General features: G+C 56.7%; 17 protein-coding genes. 1 reads left to right on the top strand and 16 read right to left on the bottom strand.

All coding sequences use genetic code 11. The features are described from left to right. Positions 1-80 precede the first annotated feature (80 nt). On the bottom strand, positions 81-1,091 hold the full coding sequence (locus MIM_RS05105; RefSeq protein WP_025371691.1) for a M23 family metallopeptidase: 1,011 nt from the start codon (positions 1,089-1,091) through the stop codon (positions 81-83). A 161-nt stretch (positions 1,092-1,252) separates the two neighbouring features. On the opposite strand from MIM_RS05105, the gene MIM_RS22000 reads away from it, so the two are divergent. Beyond that, positions 1,253-1,684: a DciA family protein gene (locus tag MIM_RS22000; RefSeq protein ID WP_158318694.1), complete on the top strand. Its 432-nt coding sequence runs from the start codon at positions 1,253-1,255 to the stop codon at positions 1,682-1,684. Here MIM_RS22000 and lpxC read toward each other — a convergent pair. The 15 genes from lpxC to mraZ all read right to left on the bottom strand — a co-directional run bounded on the left by lpxC (position 1,663) and on the right by mraZ (position 20,552). After that, on the bottom strand, positions 1,663-2,586 hold the full coding sequence (gene lpxC, locus MIM_RS05095) for a UDP-3-O-acyl-N-acetylglucosamine deacetylase (RefSeq protein ID WP_025371689.1): 924 nt from the start codon (positions 2,584-2,586) through the stop codon (positions 1,663-1,665). The two genes, MIM_RS22000 and lpxC, sit on opposite strands and share 22 nt — an antisense overlap. Positions 2,587-3,169: 583 nt before the next feature. Next, positions 3,170-4,393 carry a cell division protein FtsZ gene (ftsZ, locus tag MIM_RS05090; RefSeq protein ID WP_025371688.1) on the bottom strand — a complete coding sequence of 408 codons (1,224 nt, stop codon included), beginning with the start codon at positions 4,391-4,393 and terminating at the stop codon, positions 3,170-3,172. 323 nt (positions 4,394-4,716) lie between these two features. Continuing rightward, a complete protein-coding gene (gene ftsA, locus MIM_RS05085) occupies positions 4,717-5,946 on the bottom strand; it encodes a cell division protein FtsA (RefSeq protein WP_025371687.1) in 1,230 nt (409 codons plus the stop codon). Continuing rightward, positions 5,943-6,752: a cell division protein FtsQ/DivIB gene (locus tag MIM_RS05080; protein ID WP_025371686.1), complete on the bottom strand. Its 810-nt coding sequence runs from the start codon at positions 6,750-6,752 to the stop codon at positions 5,943-5,945. Before MIM_RS05080 ends, ftsA begins: the two co-directional genes overlap by 4 nt. Further along, positions 6,753-7,715 (bottom strand): D-alanine--D-alanine ligase, encoded by a 963-nt coding sequence (locus MIM_RS05075; protein WP_025371685.1) that lies wholly within the window; start codon positions 7,713-7,715, stop codon positions 6,753-6,755. Next, a complete protein-coding gene (gene murC, locus MIM_RS05070; RefSeq protein ID WP_025371684.1) occupies positions 7,708-9,120 on the bottom strand; it encodes a UDP-N-acetylmuramate--L-alanine ligase in 1,413 nt (470 codons plus the stop codon). Before murC ends, MIM_RS05075 begins: the two co-directional genes overlap by 8 nt. Continuing rightward, entirely contained in the window at positions 9,117-10,205 is a 1,089-nt protein-coding gene (murG, locus tag MIM_RS05065; protein ID WP_025371683.1) for an undecaprenyldiphospho-muramoylpentapeptide beta-N-acetylglucosaminyltransferase, read from the bottom strand. The genes murC and murG overlap by 4 nt, the downstream gene beginning before the upstream one ends. Next, on the bottom strand, positions 10,202-11,422 hold the full coding sequence (ftsW, locus tag MIM_RS05060; RefSeq protein WP_025371682.1) for a putative lipid II flippase FtsW: 1,221 nt from the start codon (positions 11,420-11,422) through the stop codon (positions 10,202-10,204). Before ftsW ends, murG begins: the two co-directional genes overlap by 4 nt. Next, the gene (gene murD, locus MIM_RS05055; RefSeq protein WP_025371681.1) at positions 11,419-12,951 is read right to left on the bottom strand and encodes a UDP-N-acetylmuramoyl-L-alanine--D-glutamate ligase; all 1,533 of its coding nucleotides are present in this window, start codon (positions 12,949-12,951) and stop codon (positions 11,419-11,421) included. The genes ftsW and murD overlap by 4 nt, the downstream gene beginning before the upstream one ends. Further along, complete coding sequence (mraY, locus tag MIM_RS05050) at positions 12,948-14,117, bottom strand: phospho-N-acetylmuramoyl-pentapeptide-transferase (protein WP_025371680.1); 1,170 nt, start codon at positions 14,115-14,117, stop codon at positions 12,948-12,950. The genes murD and mraY overlap by 4 nt, the downstream gene beginning before the upstream one ends. Then, the gene (murF, locus tag MIM_RS05045; protein ID WP_025371679.1) at positions 14,107-16,905 is read right to left on the bottom strand and encodes a bifunctional UDP-N-acetylmuramoyl-L-alanyl-D-glutamate--2,6-diaminopimelate ligase MurE/UDP-N-acetylmuramoyl-tripeptide--D-alanyl-D-alanine ligase MurF; all 2,799 of its coding nucleotides are present in this window, start codon (positions 16,903-16,905) and stop codon (positions 14,107-14,109) included. The genes mraY and murF overlap by 11 nt, the downstream gene beginning before the upstream one ends. Beyond that, on the bottom strand, positions 16,902-18,722 hold the full coding sequence (locus MIM_RS05040) for a peptidoglycan D,D-transpeptidase FtsI family protein (RefSeq protein WP_025371678.1): 1,821 nt from the start codon (positions 18,720-18,722) through the stop codon (positions 16,902-16,904). Before MIM_RS05040 ends, murF begins: the two co-directional genes overlap by 4 nt. Then, a complete protein-coding gene (gene ftsL, locus MIM_RS05035) occupies positions 18,719-19,063 on the bottom strand; it encodes a cell division protein FtsL (protein ID WP_025371677.1) in 345 nt (114 codons plus the stop codon). Before ftsL ends, MIM_RS05040 begins: the two co-directional genes overlap by 4 nt. Further along, positions 19,045-20,124: a 16S rRNA (cytosine(1402)-N(4))-methyltransferase RsmH gene (rsmH, locus tag MIM_RS05030; RefSeq protein ID WP_025371676.1), complete on the bottom strand. Its 1,080-nt coding sequence runs from the start codon at positions 20,122-20,124 to the stop codon at positions 19,045-19,047. Before rsmH ends, ftsL begins: the two co-directional genes overlap by 19 nt. Continuing rightward, positions 20,124-20,552 (bottom strand): division/cell wall cluster transcriptional repressor MraZ, encoded by a 429-nt coding sequence (mraZ, locus tag MIM_RS05025; RefSeq protein ID WP_025371675.1) that lies wholly within the window; start codon positions 20,550-20,552, stop codon positions 20,124-20,126. The genes rsmH and mraZ overlap by 1 nt, the downstream gene beginning before the upstream one ends. Positions 20,553-20,613: the final 61 nt, after the last annotated feature.

Here is a 20,613-nt window from a genome sequence, read left to right as displayed (position 1 = left end):
GCTTTCAGAGTAATCAGGAAGACTTCAATGGGTGTTCTTCCTGATAGGTTAGTGAGTCATCACGAGAAAATCACGATAGTTTAACGCATACGAGGCCGGGTAGTGATTCCCGGAGGCAATCTGACGTGCTCTTTTGTGTCCGTGACGATTTTGCTGCTGAGCGCTGCCGCCCCCACCTGCTCTGCCCGCTTAAGCAGACTGTCCGGCACCGTGCTGGCCACGGCGGTAGACGATGACATCTGACTCAGAAAGGCGATCGGGTCTGTCGGTTCACCATCAACCCGCACCTCGAAATGCACGTGCGCGCCGGTTGAGCGCCCGGTGCTGCCCACTTTGGCAATCACCTGTCTTTTGGCGACCAGATCACCCACCTTAACCAGCAGCTTGGAATTGTGCGCGTAACGCGTGACCACGTTATTGCCATGATCGATATCCACCACATTGCCGTAGCCGCTCATGGTGCCGGCAGCGACCACGATACCGGCAGAGGCCGCATAAACGGAGGTACCGGCAGGGGCCGCAAAATCAACGCCACTGTGCAGCATATAACGCCCGGTAACCGGGTTCTTGCGCCAGCCGTAAGTGGACGAGATTCTCGCATCGTTCATGGATACCGGAATGGCTGTAGGGGTACGCTGTTGTTGTGCGCCCTGCAGCTGCATCGCCAGATCGGCTGTTTTCAGCATGTCATCGCCGCGCGATAAGGCGGTTTTCAGACTATCGAGCTCACGCCCGAGTTCTTCGGCAGAAATAACGCTGCTGTTCTCGGGCTCCAGGTCTTCCATCGGCTCATCACTGGCCTGAGCGTTCTGGCTGAGCAGCTTGTGCAATTCCGAGGTTTCGGCATCGGCACCGGTACTCACAGCCAGGCGCTCGCCCAGGCGGGCAATGGTATCTGCCTTGGCCCGCAACTGCCCTATCTGTGAGGCCATCACGTTCAGATTGTGGTGAATTAAAGCTGCATCGCGCAGCGCTTCGGGTGAAGACTCTACGGAAGCGATCTGCTCGTGCACGGGTAGCGATGGCATCCCGAAATGACGCTCGAGCAAGGCACCCGCAGCAACCGCCAGGCCCAGGCTCAGCATGGACATGCTAAATGTCCATACTTTCTTTGTCTTCACAGGAGTGGTATTCTGCGAAGCATGTTGCTCATCTTTCAATTTCGTACCTGTTCAAAATAATGGCTCTGTTTTACAAAAAAAACGCAGCTTCGCGCCGCGATCGAGGCGAAGGTAAAACGGCCGCAAATTGGTTGGAACATGACGCCCGCCGGGGCCGGTTGCTGGAAACCGCAGAACAGTTCAACCTGATACAGGGACTGATCGCGCAGGCACTGCAACTTCCCGTGGGTCATGCGTGTCGCGTGGTGGGGCTGGATAACGGCACACTGATTATTGCCGTTCCCAGCGCTGCCCACGCAGCAAAAATCCGACAATTGACCACAACTATACATCAGCTGCTGGTCGCAAAAGGGCAACGGGTGGATCAAATCCGCATAAAAATCCAGGCCGGGCTCAGAAGCAGCGTTTCAACGACGGCTGCTGCTGCCCCAAACACCAGACACGCGCTGGGTGAGCAGGCGCGTGGTGCCCTGCTTGAACTGCAACAAAGCACGGATAACCAGCAACTGGCTGAGACGCTGGCCCGGATTCTGGAAAAGAATCAGGCCAGACGCCAGTCCTGACTAACTGCATCGGCCGCAGCGGCTGCCGAATCATAGGTAATGATCTCATACGCATCCGGCTGCGCCAGCAGCGTACGCGCCAGCTTGTTATTTAACGCATGGCCGGATTTGCAGGCCACATAACGGGCCAGCAGCGGATGACCGATCAGATACAGGTCGCCAATGGCGTCCAGAATCTTGTGCTTGACGAACTCGTCATCGTAACGCAGGCCGTCCGCATTCAGAATGCGGAACTCATCCATCACAATGGCGTTGTCCAGACTACCACCCCGTGCCAGACCATGGGCGCGCAGGGCTTCCACTTCCTGGGCAAAACCGAAAGTACGGGCGCGGGCAATTTCCCGTGTGTAAGAATCACGCGCAAAGTCCACTTCAGCAAAACTGGCAGTCGAATCGATGGCCGGGTGGTGAAAATTGATAGAAAAGGCCAGCGCAAAGCCGGCATAGGGCTCCAGACGGGCCCATTTTGCATTTTCCCCTTCGCCTTCGTGCACTTCTACGGTTTTCAGGACGCGCAAAAAGCGCTTGGGCGCCTCCTGCTCCTGGATACCAGCCGAGCGCAGCAGGTACACAAACGTGCCTGCGCTGCCATCCATAATAGGCACTTCTTCGGCATTCAAATCAACGTGAATATTGTCAATACCCAGGCCGGCCAGCGCTGACATGAGGTGTTCTACGGTAGACACACGCACATTGCCGTTCTGCAATACCGAAGCCATCCGGGTATCGCCTACCTTGTCCGCCGCTGCCGGCAGGTCCACCACCTCGGGCGTATCGACCCGATGGAAAATAATACCCGTGTTGGCTTGAGCAGGCCGTAATGTAATTTCAACCCTGCGACCTGAATGCACGCCGACGCCGGTGGTTTTCACCAGATTCTTAATGGTTCTTTGTCGTAGCATCGTATTCTCAACTTACAAAAATGTAACTATGTTCATGGGAGCACCCTTGATGGATGTCTGGACTGGCCGTGCACCTTCACCAGAAATGGGGGCAGGCGACCTGATGCATGGCGGGAACCGTCATAAACAAGGTGCCATCCACCGTACTTGTGGCAAGCACAACGCGCAGCCGCGTTAGTGGCAGCCTGCGACAATAGGATCAAGGGTAACTAATGTGGCCGAAACAAATGGCGTCCCATTGCCCTGGAACCGCTGCACTGGAGCGGGTTTGCTGCCCGTACCGGGCTGCCAAAGCCAGGCTTCAATGCATAATGTCGGCTGACACGTGACGTTTCCGAGTATTTTACTCTGATTTGCGCTTAAAAGCCGCCGATTGGCAGCAAAACTGTTTCAATTGGCGTCTGAAATCTGACAGGCCTTTCCATAAAAAACACCCCAGGGGCTGGATCAATGTCCAACTTTTGGGGTGCAGTTCAGGGCGCAGTTCAGAAGAGGCGTTTTTTATGACTGACGCCGTTTTCAGGGAGCGAACGGGTCCGGACCGGGCAGCGGCCCGGACACCATGTTGGGAAGAAAACCGCGATCAGTCGGCTTGTTTACGCAGGAAAGCCGGGATGTCGAAACGCTCGACACCAGACGATTCCATTGCACGAACCTGCTGTTCAAACTGTGCCTTGTTAGGCGCAGCCGCACCACCACGACCAGAACGAATCACGGTAGGCGGTACGGGCGCACGGCCACCGCTAGGCTGATTCAGGAAGCTGCCACCGTACAGATCGGTGTTGCCGCCGTGCGTTCCCGTTAATGCTTCAAACTCGACATCGGCACCGTTATTGACAACCAGTTCCGGCTGCTTGCGACCCAGACCGGTAGCCACAACGGTCACGCGCAGTTCGTCGGCCATCTCATCATCATAGGCGCTACCAACAATAATAGTGGCATCTTTGGCGGCATAGCTGCTGATGATTTCGTTGATCAGACGGGTTTCGCTCATTTTGAGTGAACGGCTGGCGGTAATGTTGACCAGCAGGCCACGTGCACCGTTCAGATCCACACCTTCGAGCAGCGGGCAGGCGATCGCATTTTCTGCAGCGATACGCGCACGGTCGGCGCCGGAAGCGACGGCAGTACCCATCATTGCCTGGCCATGTTCGCCCATAATGGTTTTCACGTCTTCGAAGTCGACGTTGATATTACCCTGGACATTGATGATTTCTGCAATACCTGCGCAGGCGTTGTACAGCACGTTATCGGCTTCCTTGAAGCAGTCGTCCTGAGAAGCATCGTCACCCATCAGTTCATACAGCTTTTCGTTCAGTACCACGATCAGGGAATGAACGTGTTTGGACAAATCGGCAATGCCTTCTTCGGCAGCGCGCAATCGTTTAGTGCCTTCGAAGGAAAAAGGTTTTGTGACAACACCAACGGTAAGGATACCCAGTTCCTTGGCCACTTCAGCCACTACGGGACCTGCGCCCGTCCCTGTACCACCGCCCATACCGGCAGTAATGAAGACCATATTTGCGCCATTGAGCGCGGCGCGAATTTCTTCACGAGCCGTTTCTGCTGCAGCACGACCCTGTTCAGGTTTGGCACCGGCGCCCAAACCGCTACGACCCAGACGAATCTGAACCGGCGCTTCGGTCGCGATCAGCGCCTGCATATCTGTGTTTGCGCAGATAAAATCCACACCCTTAAGACCGGCCCGCATCATGTGTGAAATGGCATTGCCACCTGCGCCGCCCACCCCGATCACCTTGATCACGGTACCGCTGTTACTGCTATCGTCCAATAATTGAAAGTCCATATTCCCAACTCCTGTATTCCGAAACGTATTAACGAAAAGTGCCACTGCGTTTTTCGGAAACCGTCTCAAAAACAATGCCAGCGCCTGTCTCGCATCGTACTTGAACCGTCTCCATGGCCACCTGCCCGGCCATTGTATGGCAGTTGATTCCGCCCTGCCTGGCGGTCTTGTCTACAACTGCGTGCTACTTAACTGCTCTGCGGTCATAGTGCTATGTTACCGCTGCCTTTGCGTTAACACATCACCGTAAAAACACCATAAGGGACATGAAACACGTCCCTTGCGGCTACGGCCGGAACAAATGTTCCAGCCTATTGTGTATTCTAATTCATAAACCACTCTTTCATGCGGGAAATGATATCTTTTAGCGTGCCATTTTGTTGCTTAATTTTACCGCCGCGCAAACGCTGTACACGCGCTTCGGTTAACAAGCCCATGACGGTGGAAAACCGCGGGTTGCGCACCATGTCGGCAAGACTGCCGCGGTAGTCGGGAACAGCAACGCGCACCGGCTTGAGAAAGACATCTTCGGCCAGTTCGACAATACCGGGCATGAGTGCAGTACCGCCAGTCAACACCACACCCGAAGCAATCAGATCTTCGTAGCCTGAGTCACGCACAACCTGTTGCACCATCATGAACAGCTCTTCGATACGTGGCTCGATGACGGCGCCCAGCGTTTGTCGCTTGACACGGCGCACATCGCGGTCGCCCAGACCGGGCACTTCAATCAGTTCATCGGGATTGGCCAGTACCTGCTTGGCAATCCCGTAACGCAATTTGATCTCTTCGGCGTCGGGTGTCGGCGTGCGCAGCATGGCCGCAATATCGCTGGTTACCTGATCGCCCGATACCGGCAGTACGGTGGTGTGACGAATGGCGCCACCGGTGAAAATGGCGATGTCGGTGGTGCCGGCGCCGATATCGACCAGCACAACGCCGAGTTCCTTTTCATCATTGGTCAGGCAAACCATGGACGAGGCCAGCGGCTGTAAAATCAGGTCCTGCACTTCCAGCCCGCAACGACGGACGCATTTGACAATGTTCTGCGCAGCGCTGACCGCACCGGTCACAATATGCACGCGCACTTCCAGCCGAATGCCGCTCATGCCGACAGGCTGGCGGATATCTTCCTGAGAATCAACGATAAACTGCTGGGTCAGCACATGCAGCACCTGATGATCGGTTGGAATGTTGACGGCCTTGGCGGTTTCAATCACGCGCGCCACATCGGCTTCCGACACTTCCTTGTCCTTGACCGCCACCATACCGCTGGAGTTGAAGCTGGTAATGTGGTTGCCGGCAATGCCCGTATACACTTCACGGATTTTGCAATCGGCCATCAGCTCAGCCTCTTCCAGGGCGCGCTGAATGGAATTGACCGTGGATTCAATATTAACCACGACACCTTTGCGCATGCCCTTGGATTCGTGCTGTCCAAGCCCGATTACTTCAAAGCGCCCTTCTTCAGGCAACGCTTCAGCCACCACTGCCACCACTTTGCTGGTGCCTATGTCTAAAGCAACGATGAGGTCCTTTAGGTCACGAGTCATTTTTTCTCTTTACTATCCGATTGTGTTGTCGCTGCCGGCTCGAAGGTGATGGCAAAACCTTTGGTATAACGCAAGTCCACCTGTGCAATCTGCCGGCCACCTACCTTTTCTTTTAAAACAGGCCACGCCTGAACAAAACGTTCAATCGTAGATGCGAATGATACCGCACCCTGCCCGCCATGTGGGTTTAGTGCATCGGCCCCAGGGTCCCTGCCCAATACCAGTTTGGTATTATCGTTCAATTCTACACGCCATGCATAGCGATCACTAAGCGTAATCTCATCTACACCCAAATTAAGCGGTGCCAGCCAGCGCACCAGCTCGGCATAACGCTGTACCACCAGCATTTCAGATCCGGCCGGCCCGTTAAACTGTGGTAAATCCGCATCCTCAGGCAACTCCGCCTGATTGGCAGTAAAGACCTCGCCCCAGGTATTGATCATCTGCCGCTCATTCCAGTACGCAAACGGCTCCTGCTCCTCAATCTTGAGCAACAAACCATCGGGCCAGACGCGGGTGATATCGGCATGGCGCACCCAGGGCGATTGCTCAAACAGTTTTTTCGCTTCCGGCAGATTGATGGTGAAGAAATTACCCTGCAATTTGCCCGCAATCGTCTGCTGAATACTGGCCGGCGACACATACTCCAGCTTATTGCCCTTCATTGGCTCAATCACAATGCGGCTCAGATTGAACATGGGCCGATGAATCAGCCAGTAGCCGCCGGCGCCAAGCATTACCACGACCGCCAACAGCATAATCAGGTTAGCGATAAAATTGGTAATACGGGCGCTTGGCGTAATCATTTACAGGGCCGACTCCGTCACGGGTTGCGTGCGCTGGATCTTGCAACTGGCCTGCGCCAGGATCTGCACGCACAAATCAGCATAACTCACGCCTTCGGCTTTGGCGCCCATGGGTACCAGCGAGTGCGGCGTCATGCCGGGCGATGTATTGATTTCCAGCAGAAAATAACGGTTGTCGCGATCCAGCATCACGTCTACCCGGCCCCAACCCTCACAACCAACGGCAGCAAATGCCTTTTCGCAGGTTTGCCGGATGCTGGCGGCCAGATCCTCGGGCAGATCGGCCGGGCAATGGTACTGCGTCTCATCCGAAACATACTTGTGCTCGAAATCGTATTTGCCATCAGGCGCGACGATTTCGATGATCGGAAACGCACGTGCGGTGTCGCCCTTACCCAGAATAGCAACAGTCAGTTCGCGTCCCACCACGAATTTTTCAGCCAGCAGTTCACTGTCAAACCGCGATACGTCGTCAAAGGCCACGAACAGATCCTGGGGACCGGTCACTTTGCTCAGGCCCAGGGTCGAGCCTTCGTGCGGCGCCTTAAGGATAAAGGGGTAGCCCAGTTGCCGGGCAGCCTCATCCATATCGTCGCGGGTGCGTACCTGACAATAGGGCGCGGTCGGAATCCCCTGTTCGATCCAGATGCGCTTGGTCATGATTTTATCCATGGCCAGCCCGGACGCCATCACGCCGCTCCCGGTATAGGGAATACCCAGCAACTCCAGCGCCCCCTGCAGCGCGCCGTCTTCACCGTAGCGTCCGTGCAGGGCAATGAAAACACGATCAAAACCAGCCGCAGCCAGTTCCGCCAGGGAATGCTCGGCTGTATCGAACAGATGAGCGTCAACGCCTTTGCTGATCAGGGCCTCATGGACACCCTTACCGGAAACCAGTGACACCGGCCGTTCCGCAGACTGGCCACCATACAGGACACCAACCCTGCCAAATTCATTACGCATTGCGTTCCCCCAGTTGCCCCGGCACTTTATTGATCGACCCCGCGCCCATGACAATCACGACATCGCCATCACGCACAAAGTCGGTGATGGTCTGCGGCAGTTCGGCAATGTCTTCGACAAATATCGGCTCAACCTTGCCCGCCACGCGCAAGGCGCGCGTCAGGGCACGGCCGTCAGCCGCCACAATGGGTTGCTCACCGGCAGAGTACACTTCACTTAGCAGCACAGCATCAGCGCGACTGAGCACATTGACAAAGTCTTCGAAACAATCACGGGTCCGTGTGTAGCGATGAGGCTGAAACGCCAGCACCAGCCGACGTTCAGGCCAGGCCCCGCGAGCGGCATCAACCGTTGCGGCCATTTCGATCGGGTGATGCGCGTAGTCATCAATCAGCGTATAGGTGCCGCCGCCATGAGCCTGCGGTACGGCAAAATCGCCCGTGTAGGAAAAGCGGCGACCAACACCATTAAAGCCAGCCAGGGCGCTGACGATATCCTCGTCGGCCAGCTCCAGCTCTGTTGCTACCGCAATGGCGGCCAGTGAATTCAGTACATTGTGACGCCCCGGCAGATTGAGCACGATGTCCAGATCCGGCAAGCGCTTAGCGGGCGTAACCCGCCGCTCAACGGTGAACGCCATGCGCGTTTCCCGCGCCTGCACGTTGACTGCACGGAACATCGCTTCTTCGCCAAAACCATAAGTAACCAGTGGGCGGGAGATAAACGGAATAATGTTGCGAACGTTGCTGTCGTCGACACACACGATGGCACTGCCGTAGAACGGCATGCGCTGGGTAAATTCAACGAAGGCGCTTTTCAGGCGTGTCATGTCGTGACCATACGTATCCATATGATCTGCATCGATATTGGTAATGATGGACATGACCGGCAACAGATTCAGGAACGAGGCATCGGATTCGTCCGCCTCGACCACAATATATTCACCCTGCCCCAGGCGTGCATTGGCACCGGCAGAGTTTAAGCGGCCACCGATAACAAAAGTGGGATCCAGGCCGGCGGCGGCCAGCACGCTGGCCACCAGGCTGGTCGTGGTCGTCTTGCCGTGTGTGCCGGCAATGGCAATGCCGCGCTTCAGGCGCATCAACTCTGCCAGCATAATGGCACGTGGCACCACCGGAATCCGTTTGGCCCGGGCCGTCAGCACTTCAGGATTGCTATTGGCTACGGCAGTAGATGTAACAATGGCGTCTGCCTCGCCGACGTTTTCGGCGTGATGGCCGATAAAAATCTGCGCCCCCAGCTCTGCCAGGCGACGTGTCACCGCCGACTCCTGCAGATCGGAACCGCTGACTTTATAGCCGAGATTCACCAGCACTTCGGCTATACCGCTCATACCTGAGCCGCCGATACCAACGAAGTGAATATGTCTAATCCGATGTTTCATGTTTTTCCTGCGCTCGCGCGCTCGCAAATATCCGCAATGGCCTCCGTGGCCTGCGTTCGGGCGCAGGCCCTGGCAGCCCTTGCGGTCTGCATCAATTGATCACGCGTACGACTTTGAATCCATTGGGCCAGCCAGGCAGCGGTAAATTCGCGCTGAGGCTGCGCCCAGGCCGCGTTCTGGCTGGTCAGCCATGCCGCATTTGCCGTCTGATGGTCATCAATGGCATGAGGCAACGGCACAAACAGCGCAGCTACGCCCACCGCAGCCACTTCGGCCACGGTCATGGCACCGGCACGGCAGATAATCAGGTCGGCAGACATCATGGCCGTTACCATATCATCAATAAACGGCAGGCATTCCGCGCTGACATTGGCCTGCTTATACGCGTCCCGAAGGCTGGCAATATGCTGTTCTCCGGCCTGGTGCATAATCTGTGGTCGTTGCCCGGGCGCAATCAGCGCCATGGCGGCGGGCACCACGGTATTGAGAGCCTGTGCCCCCAAACTGCCGCCCACCACCAGAATACGCAAAACGCCTTGACGCGCACCATAGCGCACGTCGGGCGCTGGCGTATTAACCAGCTCACTGCGCACAGGATTGCCCACCATCTGCCCGCCGGGCAACACGTCTGGAAAACCCGTCAATACGAAAGCCGACATTTTAGCAAGCCATCGGTTGGCTGTACCGGCGACGGCATTCTGTTCATGAATTACCAGCGGAATATTGGCCACCCGCGCCATCAGACCGCCCGGGACAGCAACATAACCGCCCATACCCAGCACAACCGCTGGCTGACACTGCTTAAGAGCGCGGCGCGCCTGCAAGCATGCCTTGCCGAGCAGAAACGGCAGTTTGGCCAGCGCCACCGGCCCTTTACCGCGCAAACCGGCAAAATGCAAGGGCAGCAGCGGAATGTCCGCCGCCGGCACCAGGCGACCTTCCATTTTGTCCGGATTACCCAGCCACGCGACCTTCCAGCCCCGCGCACGCATCTGCGCGGCCACAGCCAGACCGGGCATAATATGCCCGCCGGTCCCGCCAGCCATCACCAGTAACGTCCGTGACTCGGAATGTTCGCTCTTCATTGATACTCTCGCAAGGGTCTTCGATCGGGGCGCTCACCCCGCATCATCAGACGACTCTCATAGTCCACGCGCATCAGAATCGCGATGGCCACCAGGTTCATCACAATAGACGACCCCCCATAACTGACCAGCGGCAAGGTCAGACCCTTGGTCGGCAGCAATCCCAGGCACACCCCGAGGTTGACCAGTGCCTGCACCCCCATCCAGATAGACACGCCCTGCGCCACCAGACCACTGAACTCGCGATCCATCGCAATGGCCTGCCGGCCGATTTCAAAGCCACGGTGCACAATAATCAAAAACAGCACCACCACGGCAATAATGCCGACAAAACCCAGTTCCTCACCTACCACGGCCATAATGAAATCAGTATGCGCTTCAGGCAGATAGTGCAGCTTTTCAACACTGGAACCCAGCCCGACACCGAACCACTCGCCACGCCCGATGGCAATGAGCGAATGCGCCAGCTGATAACCGGTAGACTGCACCGTATCGGGATCGAATGGATCCAGATAGGCGAAAATTCGCTTCACGCGCCAGGGTGCCATCAGAATCAGCAATGCAAAGCAGCCTAACAGTACAACAACCAGCAGCAGAAACAGCATCGCACTGATGCCGCCCAGAAAGAGAATACCGACAGCGATCGAGACACTGACCATAAAGGCGCCCAGATCGGGTTCGAGCAACAACAGAATACCGACTACACCCAGCGCCACCATCATGGGCGCGAAGCCGCGCCAGAAATCGTGCATATACTTCTGCTTACGCACCGTGTAGTCGGCGGCAAACAACAATATGGCCAGCTTGGTCAGTTCAGATGGCTGAAAATTCAATGGCCCCAGAGGGATCCAGCGATACGCACCATTGACTTCATTGCCGATATGCGGGATGAGAACCAGCACCAGCATCAGCAGCGACACGAAAAACAGCGGGAGGGTGAATCTCTCCCAGATCTGCATGGGCAGGGCAACCGTAATCGAGAACCCAACCAGGCCAACGGCGATAAAAATCGCATGGCGTACGAAGAAATAATAGCGAGTGGAGTTGGAGTACTTCGGTCCATCCACCAGGGCAATCGAGGCTGAAAACACCATCAACAGGCCAAACATCAACAGCGTTACAACCGCTGCGACCAGCAGCAGATCGTAGTTACGCATTCGGGTGCGGCCAGGCTTGACCGCATTGACGCTTGCTCGCAGATCGCCCAGCAGACTCATGCCACTTCTCCGTTATCCAGCGCCAGCTCATGCACGGCCTCAGAAAACACCTGACCGCGATGCGCATAGCTTTTAAACATATCGAAGCTGGAACATGCGGGCGACATCAACACTGCGTCGCCCTGCTGCGCCAGTTCCAGAGCCTGCCTGACCGCCGCTTCCATCGACTCGGCACGGTGACAAGTGACCCCGGTTTGCGCCAGCGCCTGTTCAATGACTGCGGCCGCTTCTCCGATCAGCACCACAGCGCGGGCACAGCGCCGCACGGGCGCGGCCAGCGGAGAAAAATCCTGGCCTTTGCCCACACCGCCGGCAATCAGCACAATGTCGCGCCCCATGCCGTCAAGTGCTGCCACGGTAGCGCCTACGTTGGTACCCTTGCTGTCATTGAAAAAGTCAACGCCGCGAATACTGCGTTCAAACTGAGTCCGATACATGCCGGCAGCAAATTCACGCAGCGTAATCAGCATGGGTCCCCAGCCTACGCCCAGCTCGCGACACAGGAGCATCGCGGCCTGGGCATTGAGCATATTGTGCTGTCCGCGAATTTGCATAGCATCAGCCGGCATCAGGCGCTTGATCAGACCGGGCTTGCGTCTGGGCTTGTCGACATTTTTCCTGCGCCGCGCGCCGGGCGCTTCCGGCAATTCGAAATCATCCTTTTCGCTGGCGGTAATCCAGGTCACGCCGTGTGCGCTTTCCATGCCGGTATCGCCCACCAGTACCGGTGCATCAACACCAAAGCTGCGCACCTGAACATCATTGATATCCTCAACCATGGCCACGACGGCAGCGTCATTACGATTAACAATAGCCACTGGACTGGCAGCCAGCAGACGCGCCTTGGCCTCAGCGTACTCCTGCATATCGCGATGCCAGTCAAGGTGGTCCTGGGTCAGATTCAATACGGTAGCCGCATCCGGCTGCAGTGACGTTGTCGTCTGCATCTGGAAACTGGACAATTCCAGCACCCACACCTGCGGCAATGTCTGCGTGTCCAGCGCCTGCATCAGGGCAGTCAGCGCCGATGGGCTGATATTGCCGGCTGCAATGGCGGTTTTGCCCGCGGTCTCCAGCATGGCTTGCGTCAGCGAAGTAACGGTGGTTTTGCCGTTGGTGCCGGTAATGGCCAGCACCTGCGGCCGATAGCCTTGTGTCGCGGCAAGATCGGTCAGCGCTCGCGCAAACAGTTCGATCTCGCCGCTCACCGGAATCTGTCGTTGCTGCGCCTTGTCCAGAAAGGCGGCCAGCGCAGGCTCAGAGGGCGCAAGGCCGGGACTGAGAATAATCTGCTTCACACCATCAAGCGCGGCATCCGAGAATGCCTGATCACCCAGGAAATGTGTGATATCACCCTGACCGTGTTCGGCAAGCGCCGCCAGGCCGGGCGGGTTGTCCCGCGTATCGACAATATGCAGTGCCGCATTCTGGCGCAGGCACCACAATGCCGAGGCCAGCCCGGTTTCACCCAGGCCAAGAATCAGGACACGAGATGGGAAATCGGCTACGCCGCCTGTATCGGTACTCATCGCAGTTTAAGTGTCGCCAGTCCCAGCAGAACCAGCATCATTGTAATAATCCAGAAACGAACAACCACCTGGGTCTCTTTCCAGCCACCCACTTCAAAATGATGATGCAGCGGCGCCATGCGCAATATTCGCCTGCCGGTGCCGGTTTTTTTCTTCGTATATTTGAACCAGAATACCTGAATCATGACCGATAGCGTTTCGGCAACAAATACACCGCCCATAATGAACAGCACAATTTCCTGACGCACGATGACGGCGATCGTACCCAGCATGCCGCCCAGCGCCAGCGCACCCACGTCACCCATGAATACCTGGGCCGGATAAGCGTTGAACCAAAGGAAGGCCAGACCGGCGCCGCCCAGTGCGGCACAAAGCACCAGCACCTCGGACGCCCCCGGAATATAGGGGAACAGCAGGTATTTGGAATAATCCACGCGACCCACCACATAGGCAAAAATACCCAGCGCACTGCCGACCATCACGGTTGGCATAATGGCCAGACCATCAAGGCCGTCGGTCAGGTTCACGGCGTTACTGGCCCCGACAATCACCATCCAGGTCAGCATCACGAAACCGAAAACGCCCAGCGGATAGCTCACGCTTTTGAAAAACGGCACGATCAGGTCGGCGCGCGAAGGCAGCGGCATACTGAAGCCGCTACTTATCCAGGCCCACATCAGGCGAAAAATATCGGCATTGGCCGGCGCAGAGACCGCAAACGTCAGGTACACAGAGGCAATCAGGCCGATAATGGCCTGCCACATGAATTTTTCGCGAGAGGACATCCCTTCGGGATTACGATATACCACCTTGCGATAATCATCGACCCAGCCGATAGCGCCAAAGCCAAAGGTCACCAGCAGCACAACCCAGACGAATCGATTGCTCAGATCCGCCCACAACACGGTCGTAATACCAATTGCGATCAGAATCAGCGCACCGCCCATGGTTGGTGTACCGTTTTTGACCAGATGGGTTTCCGGGCCGTAACTGCGCACGGCCTGTCCGATTTTCAGTTCGGTCAGCTTGCGAATGACATGCGGTCCGGCCATCAGTCCGATAAACAGCGCCGTTGCGCAGGCAAGCATGGCCCGCAAAGTAATATATTCAAAGACACTCAGAACGGAAAATGTCGGCGACAACCACCGGGTCAGTTCATAAAGCATGGCCGGCCTCGTTCTTTTCTGACCAGGACTGCAAGTCCTGTACTACCCGTTCCATCCGCATTGATCTAGAGCCTTTTACCAGTATGCTTGCGGGCTGTTTTGCAACAACCTTTTCCGCGATTTCATGTATATCTGTCATATGTTCTGCCGTCGGCCCACAAGCCCGCGCAGCCAGTGCGCTGGCATTCCCATATGTGAACACATATGAAATGCCTTTATTACGGGCGTACTGCCCCACTTCCTCATGCATTTGCGGCCCATTTTCGCCTACCTCAGCCATATCGCCCAGAACCAGAACGGTTGGCGCAGGCAATTGGGCCAGCACATTGATCGCCGCAATAACAGAGTCCGGATTCGCATTATACGAGTCATCGACCAGCGTCAGGCCACCTGACAGGGTATGGCTGCGCATTCTTCCCCTGACCGGGGCAAATGCCTGCAGACCGTCCCGGATATCGGCCAGGCTAACGCCCGCGGCATGAGCGCAGGCCGCTGCCGCCAGACTATTACGCACGTTATGGAGACCGGCGATCGCCAGGCGTACATCGATCTGCCCGACAGGCGTATTCATGACAAATGAAATGCCAAGCGGATCGGGAATGACCGCCTCAGCATAAAAGTCAGCGTCGGCCGTCAGCCCGAAAGTGAGTACCCGACGCGCGCCTGCCAGTTCCCGCCATAATTCAGTATAGGGTTCATCGGCAGGAAAAACAGCAATTCCGTCGGCGGGCAGAGACAGGAAAACCTGTCCGTTTTCGATCGCCACGGCTTCAACGGTGTGCATGAACTCCTGATGTTCGCGCTGGGCATTGGTCACTACCGCGATACCTGGCTCACACAAGACCGCCAGTTGCTCGATTTCACCGGGATGATTCATGCCCAGTTCCAGTACAGCCATCTGATGGTCGGCCGTCAATTGAAGCAGACTGCGCGGCACACCCCACTGGTTATTCAAATTACCCTCGGTCGCAAAGCGATGCTCAGGACCAACAGCGGCAGCCAGCACGCTAGAGATCATCTCTTTAGTCGTGGTTTTGCCATTGCTGCCGGTCACGGCAATCAGCGGCAAACGATATTGACGACGCCAGGCATGGCCCATGCTCATCAGGGCCAGGGTCGTGTCAGCGACCAGAATCTGCGGCAAATCCACGGCGGGATCCCGGCGGCTGACCAGTGCTGCAGCAGCGCCGGCCTGTCGGGCATCACCGATAAAATCATGCCCATCATGCAACTCACCGCGAATCGCAATAAACAGCCCGTTCTCCGGAATATGCCGGGAATCGGTAGAAATGGCGGGCCGATCACGCAGCAGCAGGCCCAGCTGTGACCACTCCAGATCATCAAATGGCTGACGTTCGTGATTAATTTCCTGATAGGTCTCGTGCCCCTTGCCGGCAACCAGCACCACATCGGCAGCGGAGGCCTTCAGTATCATTTCGACGATTGCGCAGCCACGATCGGGTTCAGCGCGCGAGCCCTGCGGCATCCCCTTAAGAATATCGCTCAGAATCGCGTCAGGCGCTTCGGTGCGCGGGTTATCACTGGTCACCAGCACCTGATCGGCCAGGCGCGCAGCAATTTGCCCCATGATCGGACGCTTGGATTTGTCGCGATCGCCCCCGCAACCGAATATGCACAGCAACTGGCCGCCACGGGCCGCCGCTACCGGTTGCAAGGCCTGCAAGGCGCGTTCCAGCGAATCGGGCGTATGCGAATAATCGACCACAACCAACGGGCGCTTTTTACCCGCGTCGGTGCCTACCGGTGTCACGGTCTGCAACCGCCCCGGCACTGGCGCAAGGAATGAGACCAGCCCGGCACTTTGCTGCAGACGGATGCCCAGGGCATCCAGCACGGCAACCACCAGCAGAATATTGGCAATGGAATGCTCGCCCAGCAGACGCGTGGTGAGGTGTGCATCGCCGTCCGGCGTACGCAGTGTAAACACCAGACCGTAATCGCGAAACTCATGTTCGATAGCAGTGAACGCTGCTGTTGGCGCCGCTTTCAGGGAATAGCCTGCTTTAGCCTGTGCCGTGGTTGACGCAAAAATGCGCCCACCAGCCTCGTCATCCACGTTCACAATAGCGTGACTGAGCCCCGGCCAGACAAACAACGCCGCCTTGGCCGCTTCATAACGCGCCATGCTCTGATGATAATCCAGATGATCCAGCGTCAGATTGGTAAAAGCGGCCACTTTGACCTGCAGGCCGTCCATGCGCCCTTGTTCAATACCGATGGATGAGGCTTCCATCGCCACATATTCCACACCCGCATCGCGCATGTGCGCAATTTGACGGTGCAGCGTGAGTACGTCCGGCGTTGTCAGATAGCCGCCCAGATTTGTCCCATCAGGCATCACTGTGCCCAATGTCCCAATGGTCGCGCAGGCTTTACCGATAGCGTTCAACGCTTCGGCGATCCAGGTAACGCATGAGGTTTTCCCGTTCGTGCCCGTGACGGCGAGGACCGATACCGCTGCCGATGGATGTTCGTACCAGCTATCGGCGATCTCGCCCAGCAACGCACGCAGGCCAACTACCGGCAGTACCGGTACGGCATGTTCTGCGTCCTGCGCGGCCTGACGCTGGTCTTCACTGGCCACCTCAACGATCACCGCTGCCGCACCTTTGGTGATGGCGTCGGGAATATAGGCAAGCCCGTTGACTACGCTACCTGCACAAGCAACAAAGACATCCCCTTTCTGGATGTCTCTGGAGTCTAGCCGCAAATCCGCTTTATCCGTGACATGGCTGGCAAGCCATTGTATGATCTGTCCGCTATTCATCCCTGACTCCTCTTGGGTACGGTATTTCGCGCCTCAAGAGGAGCTGGCTCGATCGGCGCATCGGGAGGGACGGCCAGATACTTCAGCGTATCTTCAATAATGGAAGCCGCCACCGGACCGGAAATCAGGCTTCCGTAGTAGCCACCCTTGCGTGGCTGGTCCAGCGTGACGGCCACGATAATACGCGGCTTGGAAATCGGCGCCATAGCGACAAATGACCCGCGATAGTCCTTGCGGCTGTAATGTCCGTTGACAATTTTACGTGCAGTTCCGCTTTTGCCACCGATACGGTAGCCCATGACCTTGCCCTGGATTTTAGTGCCTTCAGAACCGGCTGCGTCTTCAAGCATCTCGCGCATGGCGCGCGCCGTCTCTGGTTTGAAAATCTGGATACTGGTGGGATTCGCACGATTTTTCACCAGCGAGAGCGAAATCATATCGCCATTGCGGGCCAGCGCGGTGTATGCATGCGCCATTTGCAGCAGCGATACTGACAGACCGTAACCATAGGCCATGGTGGCCCGCTCGATCGGACGCCAGCGCTCCCACGGACGCACGCGTCCGGATGCCGCGCCCGGAAAACCCATATTAGGCGCCTGTCCAAAGCCCAGGGCATTGAATACAGTCCACATCTGGTCTGAGCGCAAGCGCTCGGAAATCATGGTCATGCCGATATTACTGGAGCGACGAATGATACCGGCGACGTCCAGCACACCGTTACGCGTACTCACGTCGGTAATCGTGGCGCCCTGATAGCGATACGTGCCGTGGCCCGTATTGAATTTGGTTTTGGTGGTCACCGCACCCGCATCCAGCGCAAGCGCTGCAACCAGCGGCTTCACAATGGAACCAGGCTCAAACGTATCGGTAATGGCCCTGTTACGCAAGGCGGCACCACGCCGCTCTTGCGGAATGTTCGGGTTATAAGTGGGCAGACTAACCATGGACAGAATTTCACCCGTCTGCGTATCAACCACCACGGCGGCACCGGAAGCGGCTTCGTGATCGGTAATGGCCTTCTGCAACGCTCTGGACACGAGAAACTGCACGCGACTATCGATGGTCAGCTCAAGATTCTGACCATCGCGGGCAGGTTCAACTTCCTGAATATCGCCAATAATCCGGCCGAGACGATCACGCAGTACTTTACGCAAGCCGGGCTGCCCTGACAATTGCTTGTCAAACTCCATTTCCACGCCTTCAATACCGCGATCTTCGATATTGGTAAAGCCCACGATGTGCGCCATCAGTGAGCCTTGTGGGTAGGAGCGACGGGTTTCGGACAGCAGCCCGATACCCGGAATTTTCATTTTCTGTATTTCAGTCGCCGGCTCCATAGCCACTTGCCGACGCAGGTAAACAAAGGTTTTATCCGAACTATTCAGACGCGTCGTTAAATCCTTCAGCGGCATGTCCAGCAGCTTTGCCAGCGTCGCCAGCTGCTCGGGGGTTGCGCTGCGCGTTTCCTCTGGAGAAGCCCATACTGCCTTGGCAGGAATACTGGTAGCAAGAAACTCGCCATTGCGATCCAGCACACGACCACGGCTGGCCGGCAGCACCAGCGTACGCTCGTAGCGCTTGCCGCCCTCGGCCTGCAGAAAATCATTGTTCATTGTCTGCAGGTAAAGCGATTTGGCAATAACCGTGGTAAAGCCCAGGCTGATCACCACAAACAGCAAACGCGCACGCCACTTGGGTATTTGCACGTGCAGCACCGGACTGCTGCTGTAGTAGTGGTGCTGAGACGGACGCTTACCCGGCTGGTAACCGCCACGAGAGGTTTTCTTTGACTTGAACAAATTCAGATTCAGCTTCATTGCGCTCCCCTTGGCGCCGGTGTGGCAGCAGATTTTTCCGTGACAGACGCTGCCCGGGCAGCACCTGCATTCATTTCTGATTCTTTGATGAAAACGGTTTGATTAATCTGCGGGGTCTGCATGCTGAGCTTGTCGGACATCACCCGGTCGATATTGGCGCTGGTCGTCAGCTGCGCGCGCTCGAGCAGCAGATGACGCCAGTCAACTTCCAGCTCACGCTCGGCGGCCTGCGCACGACCAATATCGATATAAAGCAAACGTTGCTGATAGCGGCTGGATACCAGCGAAATGGCGCTGTACATGAAAAAGCCGATCAGAAACATCAGTGCGAGGCGGGCCACGATCCTCTCCTTTTCTGCGTGTCCATACCAGGCAGCGCCGCACGGATCGCATTCTCGTGCGCCTGATTCCAGACGGCAGCGGTGCGTTCGGCAACGCGCAATACAGCGGAGCGCGAGCGCGGATTATCGCGCACCTCACTCTCCTCGGCCAACACCCTGCCCAGGTTCCTCAGAACCGGCTCGGGCATTTCACTCTCACGCAATGGCATGCGGGCAAGCTCGGGCGGCAGCGACGAGGCTGCAGCAAAGCACTGCTTGACCATCCGGTCTTCAAGAGAATGAAAACTGATCACCGCCATTCTTCCTTGTGGAGCGAGTACCTTCAGAATTGACGCGAGGGTGTCCGCCAGTTCCTTGAGTTCTTCATTGATGTGAATCCGTATAGCTTGAAAGGTACGTGTGGCCGGATGCTGGCCTTTTTCCCGCGTACGGACGACGTTTGCGACGAGCTCGGCAAGTTCGAGCGTTGTGCACAAAGGGCTGGATTGGCGGCGAGCATCAATCGCCTTTGCAATCTGGAAAGCAAACCGTTCTTCGCCATAATATTTAATGACCTCCTTCATGTTGTCCACACTGGCCTGGGCCAGCCACTGCGCGGCCGTCTGACCACGACTTGTATCCATCCGCATATCCAGCGGGCCGTCCCGCATGAACGAAAACCCTCTGGCTGCATCATCAATCTGCGGCGATGACACACCTAAATCCATCATCACACCGTCGATCTGCGTAACACCCTGCTCTGCCAGCGCCGGCACCATGGTGGCAAAACCATCATGAATCACCGTGACCCTGGCATCTTCGCGACTTAACTGCATGGCCGCTTCTATTGCACGCGGATCCTTGTCAAACACAAACAACCGGGCACTTTCGCTCAGGGCGGACAACAGCAGGCGACTGTGCCCACCCCGACCAAAAGTTCCATCCACGAACACGCCATCGCGCTTTACCGGTACTGCCCATTGCCTGACCGCAGCAGATTTGGCATGAAAATCGGCCAGTACCAGCGCATTGACGGTTTCTTCATACAAAACCGACTTGTGTTCGTATCCTGCTTCTGCCATCACAGTGAAAAATGCTCAAGACTGTCCGGCAGACCCTTGGCCAGATCCTGCGCCTGTTGCTGCGCAAAGACCGTGGCATCCCATAAATCAAAGTGTTTACCCATCCCCACCAGCACGACATCTTTCACGATGCTGGTTGCCATGCGCAATTCAGGCGCAATCAGAATCCGGCCTGAACCATCAATTTCGACATCCTGAGCATTACCCAGCAACATGCGCTGCACGTGTCGGGCTGACATGGGAAACGCCATGATGGCCTCGCGCTTTTCTTCCCAGACGGGCCGGGGATATATAAGCAAACCGCCGTCAAAATTGCGGGTGACAGTGAGAGCGCCGTCTGCGGCCTCGGTCAGGGCGTCACGATACCGGGTCGGAATCGTCATCCTCCCCTTGGCATCCAGCGTGAGTGCACTGTTTCCCTGAAATATCACTTTTATCCCACAATTTTGCACAAAATCCTACTTTTTCCCACTTTAAGTGAATGCGCGC

It is taken from the genome of Advenella mimigardefordensis DPN7 (genome assembly GCF_000521505.1).
GTDB lineage: Bacteria > Pseudomonadota > Gammaproteobacteria > Burkholderiales > Burkholderiaceae_B > Advenella > Advenella mimigardefordensis.
This window is presented reverse-complemented; position numbering and strand designations above follow the sequence as displayed.

Excerpts from the sequence above, each read along its gene's own strand:
- murC (WP_025371684.1), bottom strand. The coding sequence starts at position 9,120 with ATGAAACATCGGATTAGACATATTCACTTCGTTGGTATCGGCGGCTCA.
- ftsZ (WP_025371688.1), bottom strand. The coding sequence starts at position 4,393 with ATGGACTTTCAATTATTGGACGATAGCAGTAACAGCGGTACCGTGATC.
- MIM_RS05075 (WP_025371685.1), bottom strand. The coding sequence starts at position 7,715 with ATGCGTAATGAATTTGGCAGGGTTGGTGTCCTGTATGGTGGCCAGTCT.
- murD (WP_025371681.1), bottom strand. The coding sequence starts at position 12,951 with ATGAGTACCGATACAGGCGGCGTAGCCGATTTCCCATCTCGTGTCCTG.
- ftsA (WP_025371687.1), bottom strand. The coding sequence starts at position 5,946 with ATGACTCGTGACCTAAAGGACCTCATCGTTGCTTTAGACATAGGCACC.
- ftsW (WP_025371682.1), bottom strand. The coding sequence starts at position 11,422 with ATGAGTCTGCTGGGCGATCTGCGAGCAAGCGTCAATGCGGTCAAGCCT.
- MIM_RS05080 (WP_025371686.1), bottom strand. The coding sequence starts at position 6,752 with ATGATTACGCCAAGCGCCCGTATTACCAATTTTATCGCTAACCTGATT.
- mraY (WP_025371680.1), bottom strand. The coding sequence starts at position 14,117 with ATGCTTTATGAACTGACCCGGTGGTTGTCGCCGACATTTTCCGTTCTG.
- murG (WP_025371683.1), bottom strand. The coding sequence starts at position 10,205 with ATGAAGAGCGAACATTCCGAGTCACGGACGTTACTGGTGATGGCTGGC.
- MIM_RS05105 (WP_025371691.1), bottom strand. The coding sequence starts at position 1,091 with ATGTCCATGCTGAGCCTGGGCCTGGCGGTTGCTGCGGGTGCCTTGCTC.
- lpxC (WP_025371689.1), bottom strand. The coding sequence starts at position 2,586 with ATGCTACGACAAAGAACCATTAAGAATCTGGTGAAAACCACCGGCGTC.
- MIM_RS05040 (WP_025371678.1), bottom strand. The coding sequence starts at position 18,722 with ATGAAGCTGAATCTGAATTTGTTCAAGTCAAAGAAAACCTCTCGTGGC.
- murF (WP_025371679.1), bottom strand. The coding sequence starts at position 16,905 with ATGAATAGCGGACAGATCATACAATGGCTTGCCAGCCATGTCACGGAT.
- rsmH (WP_025371676.1), bottom strand. The coding sequence starts at position 20,124 with ATGGCAGAAGCAGGATACGAACACAAGTCGGTTTTGTATGAAGAAACC.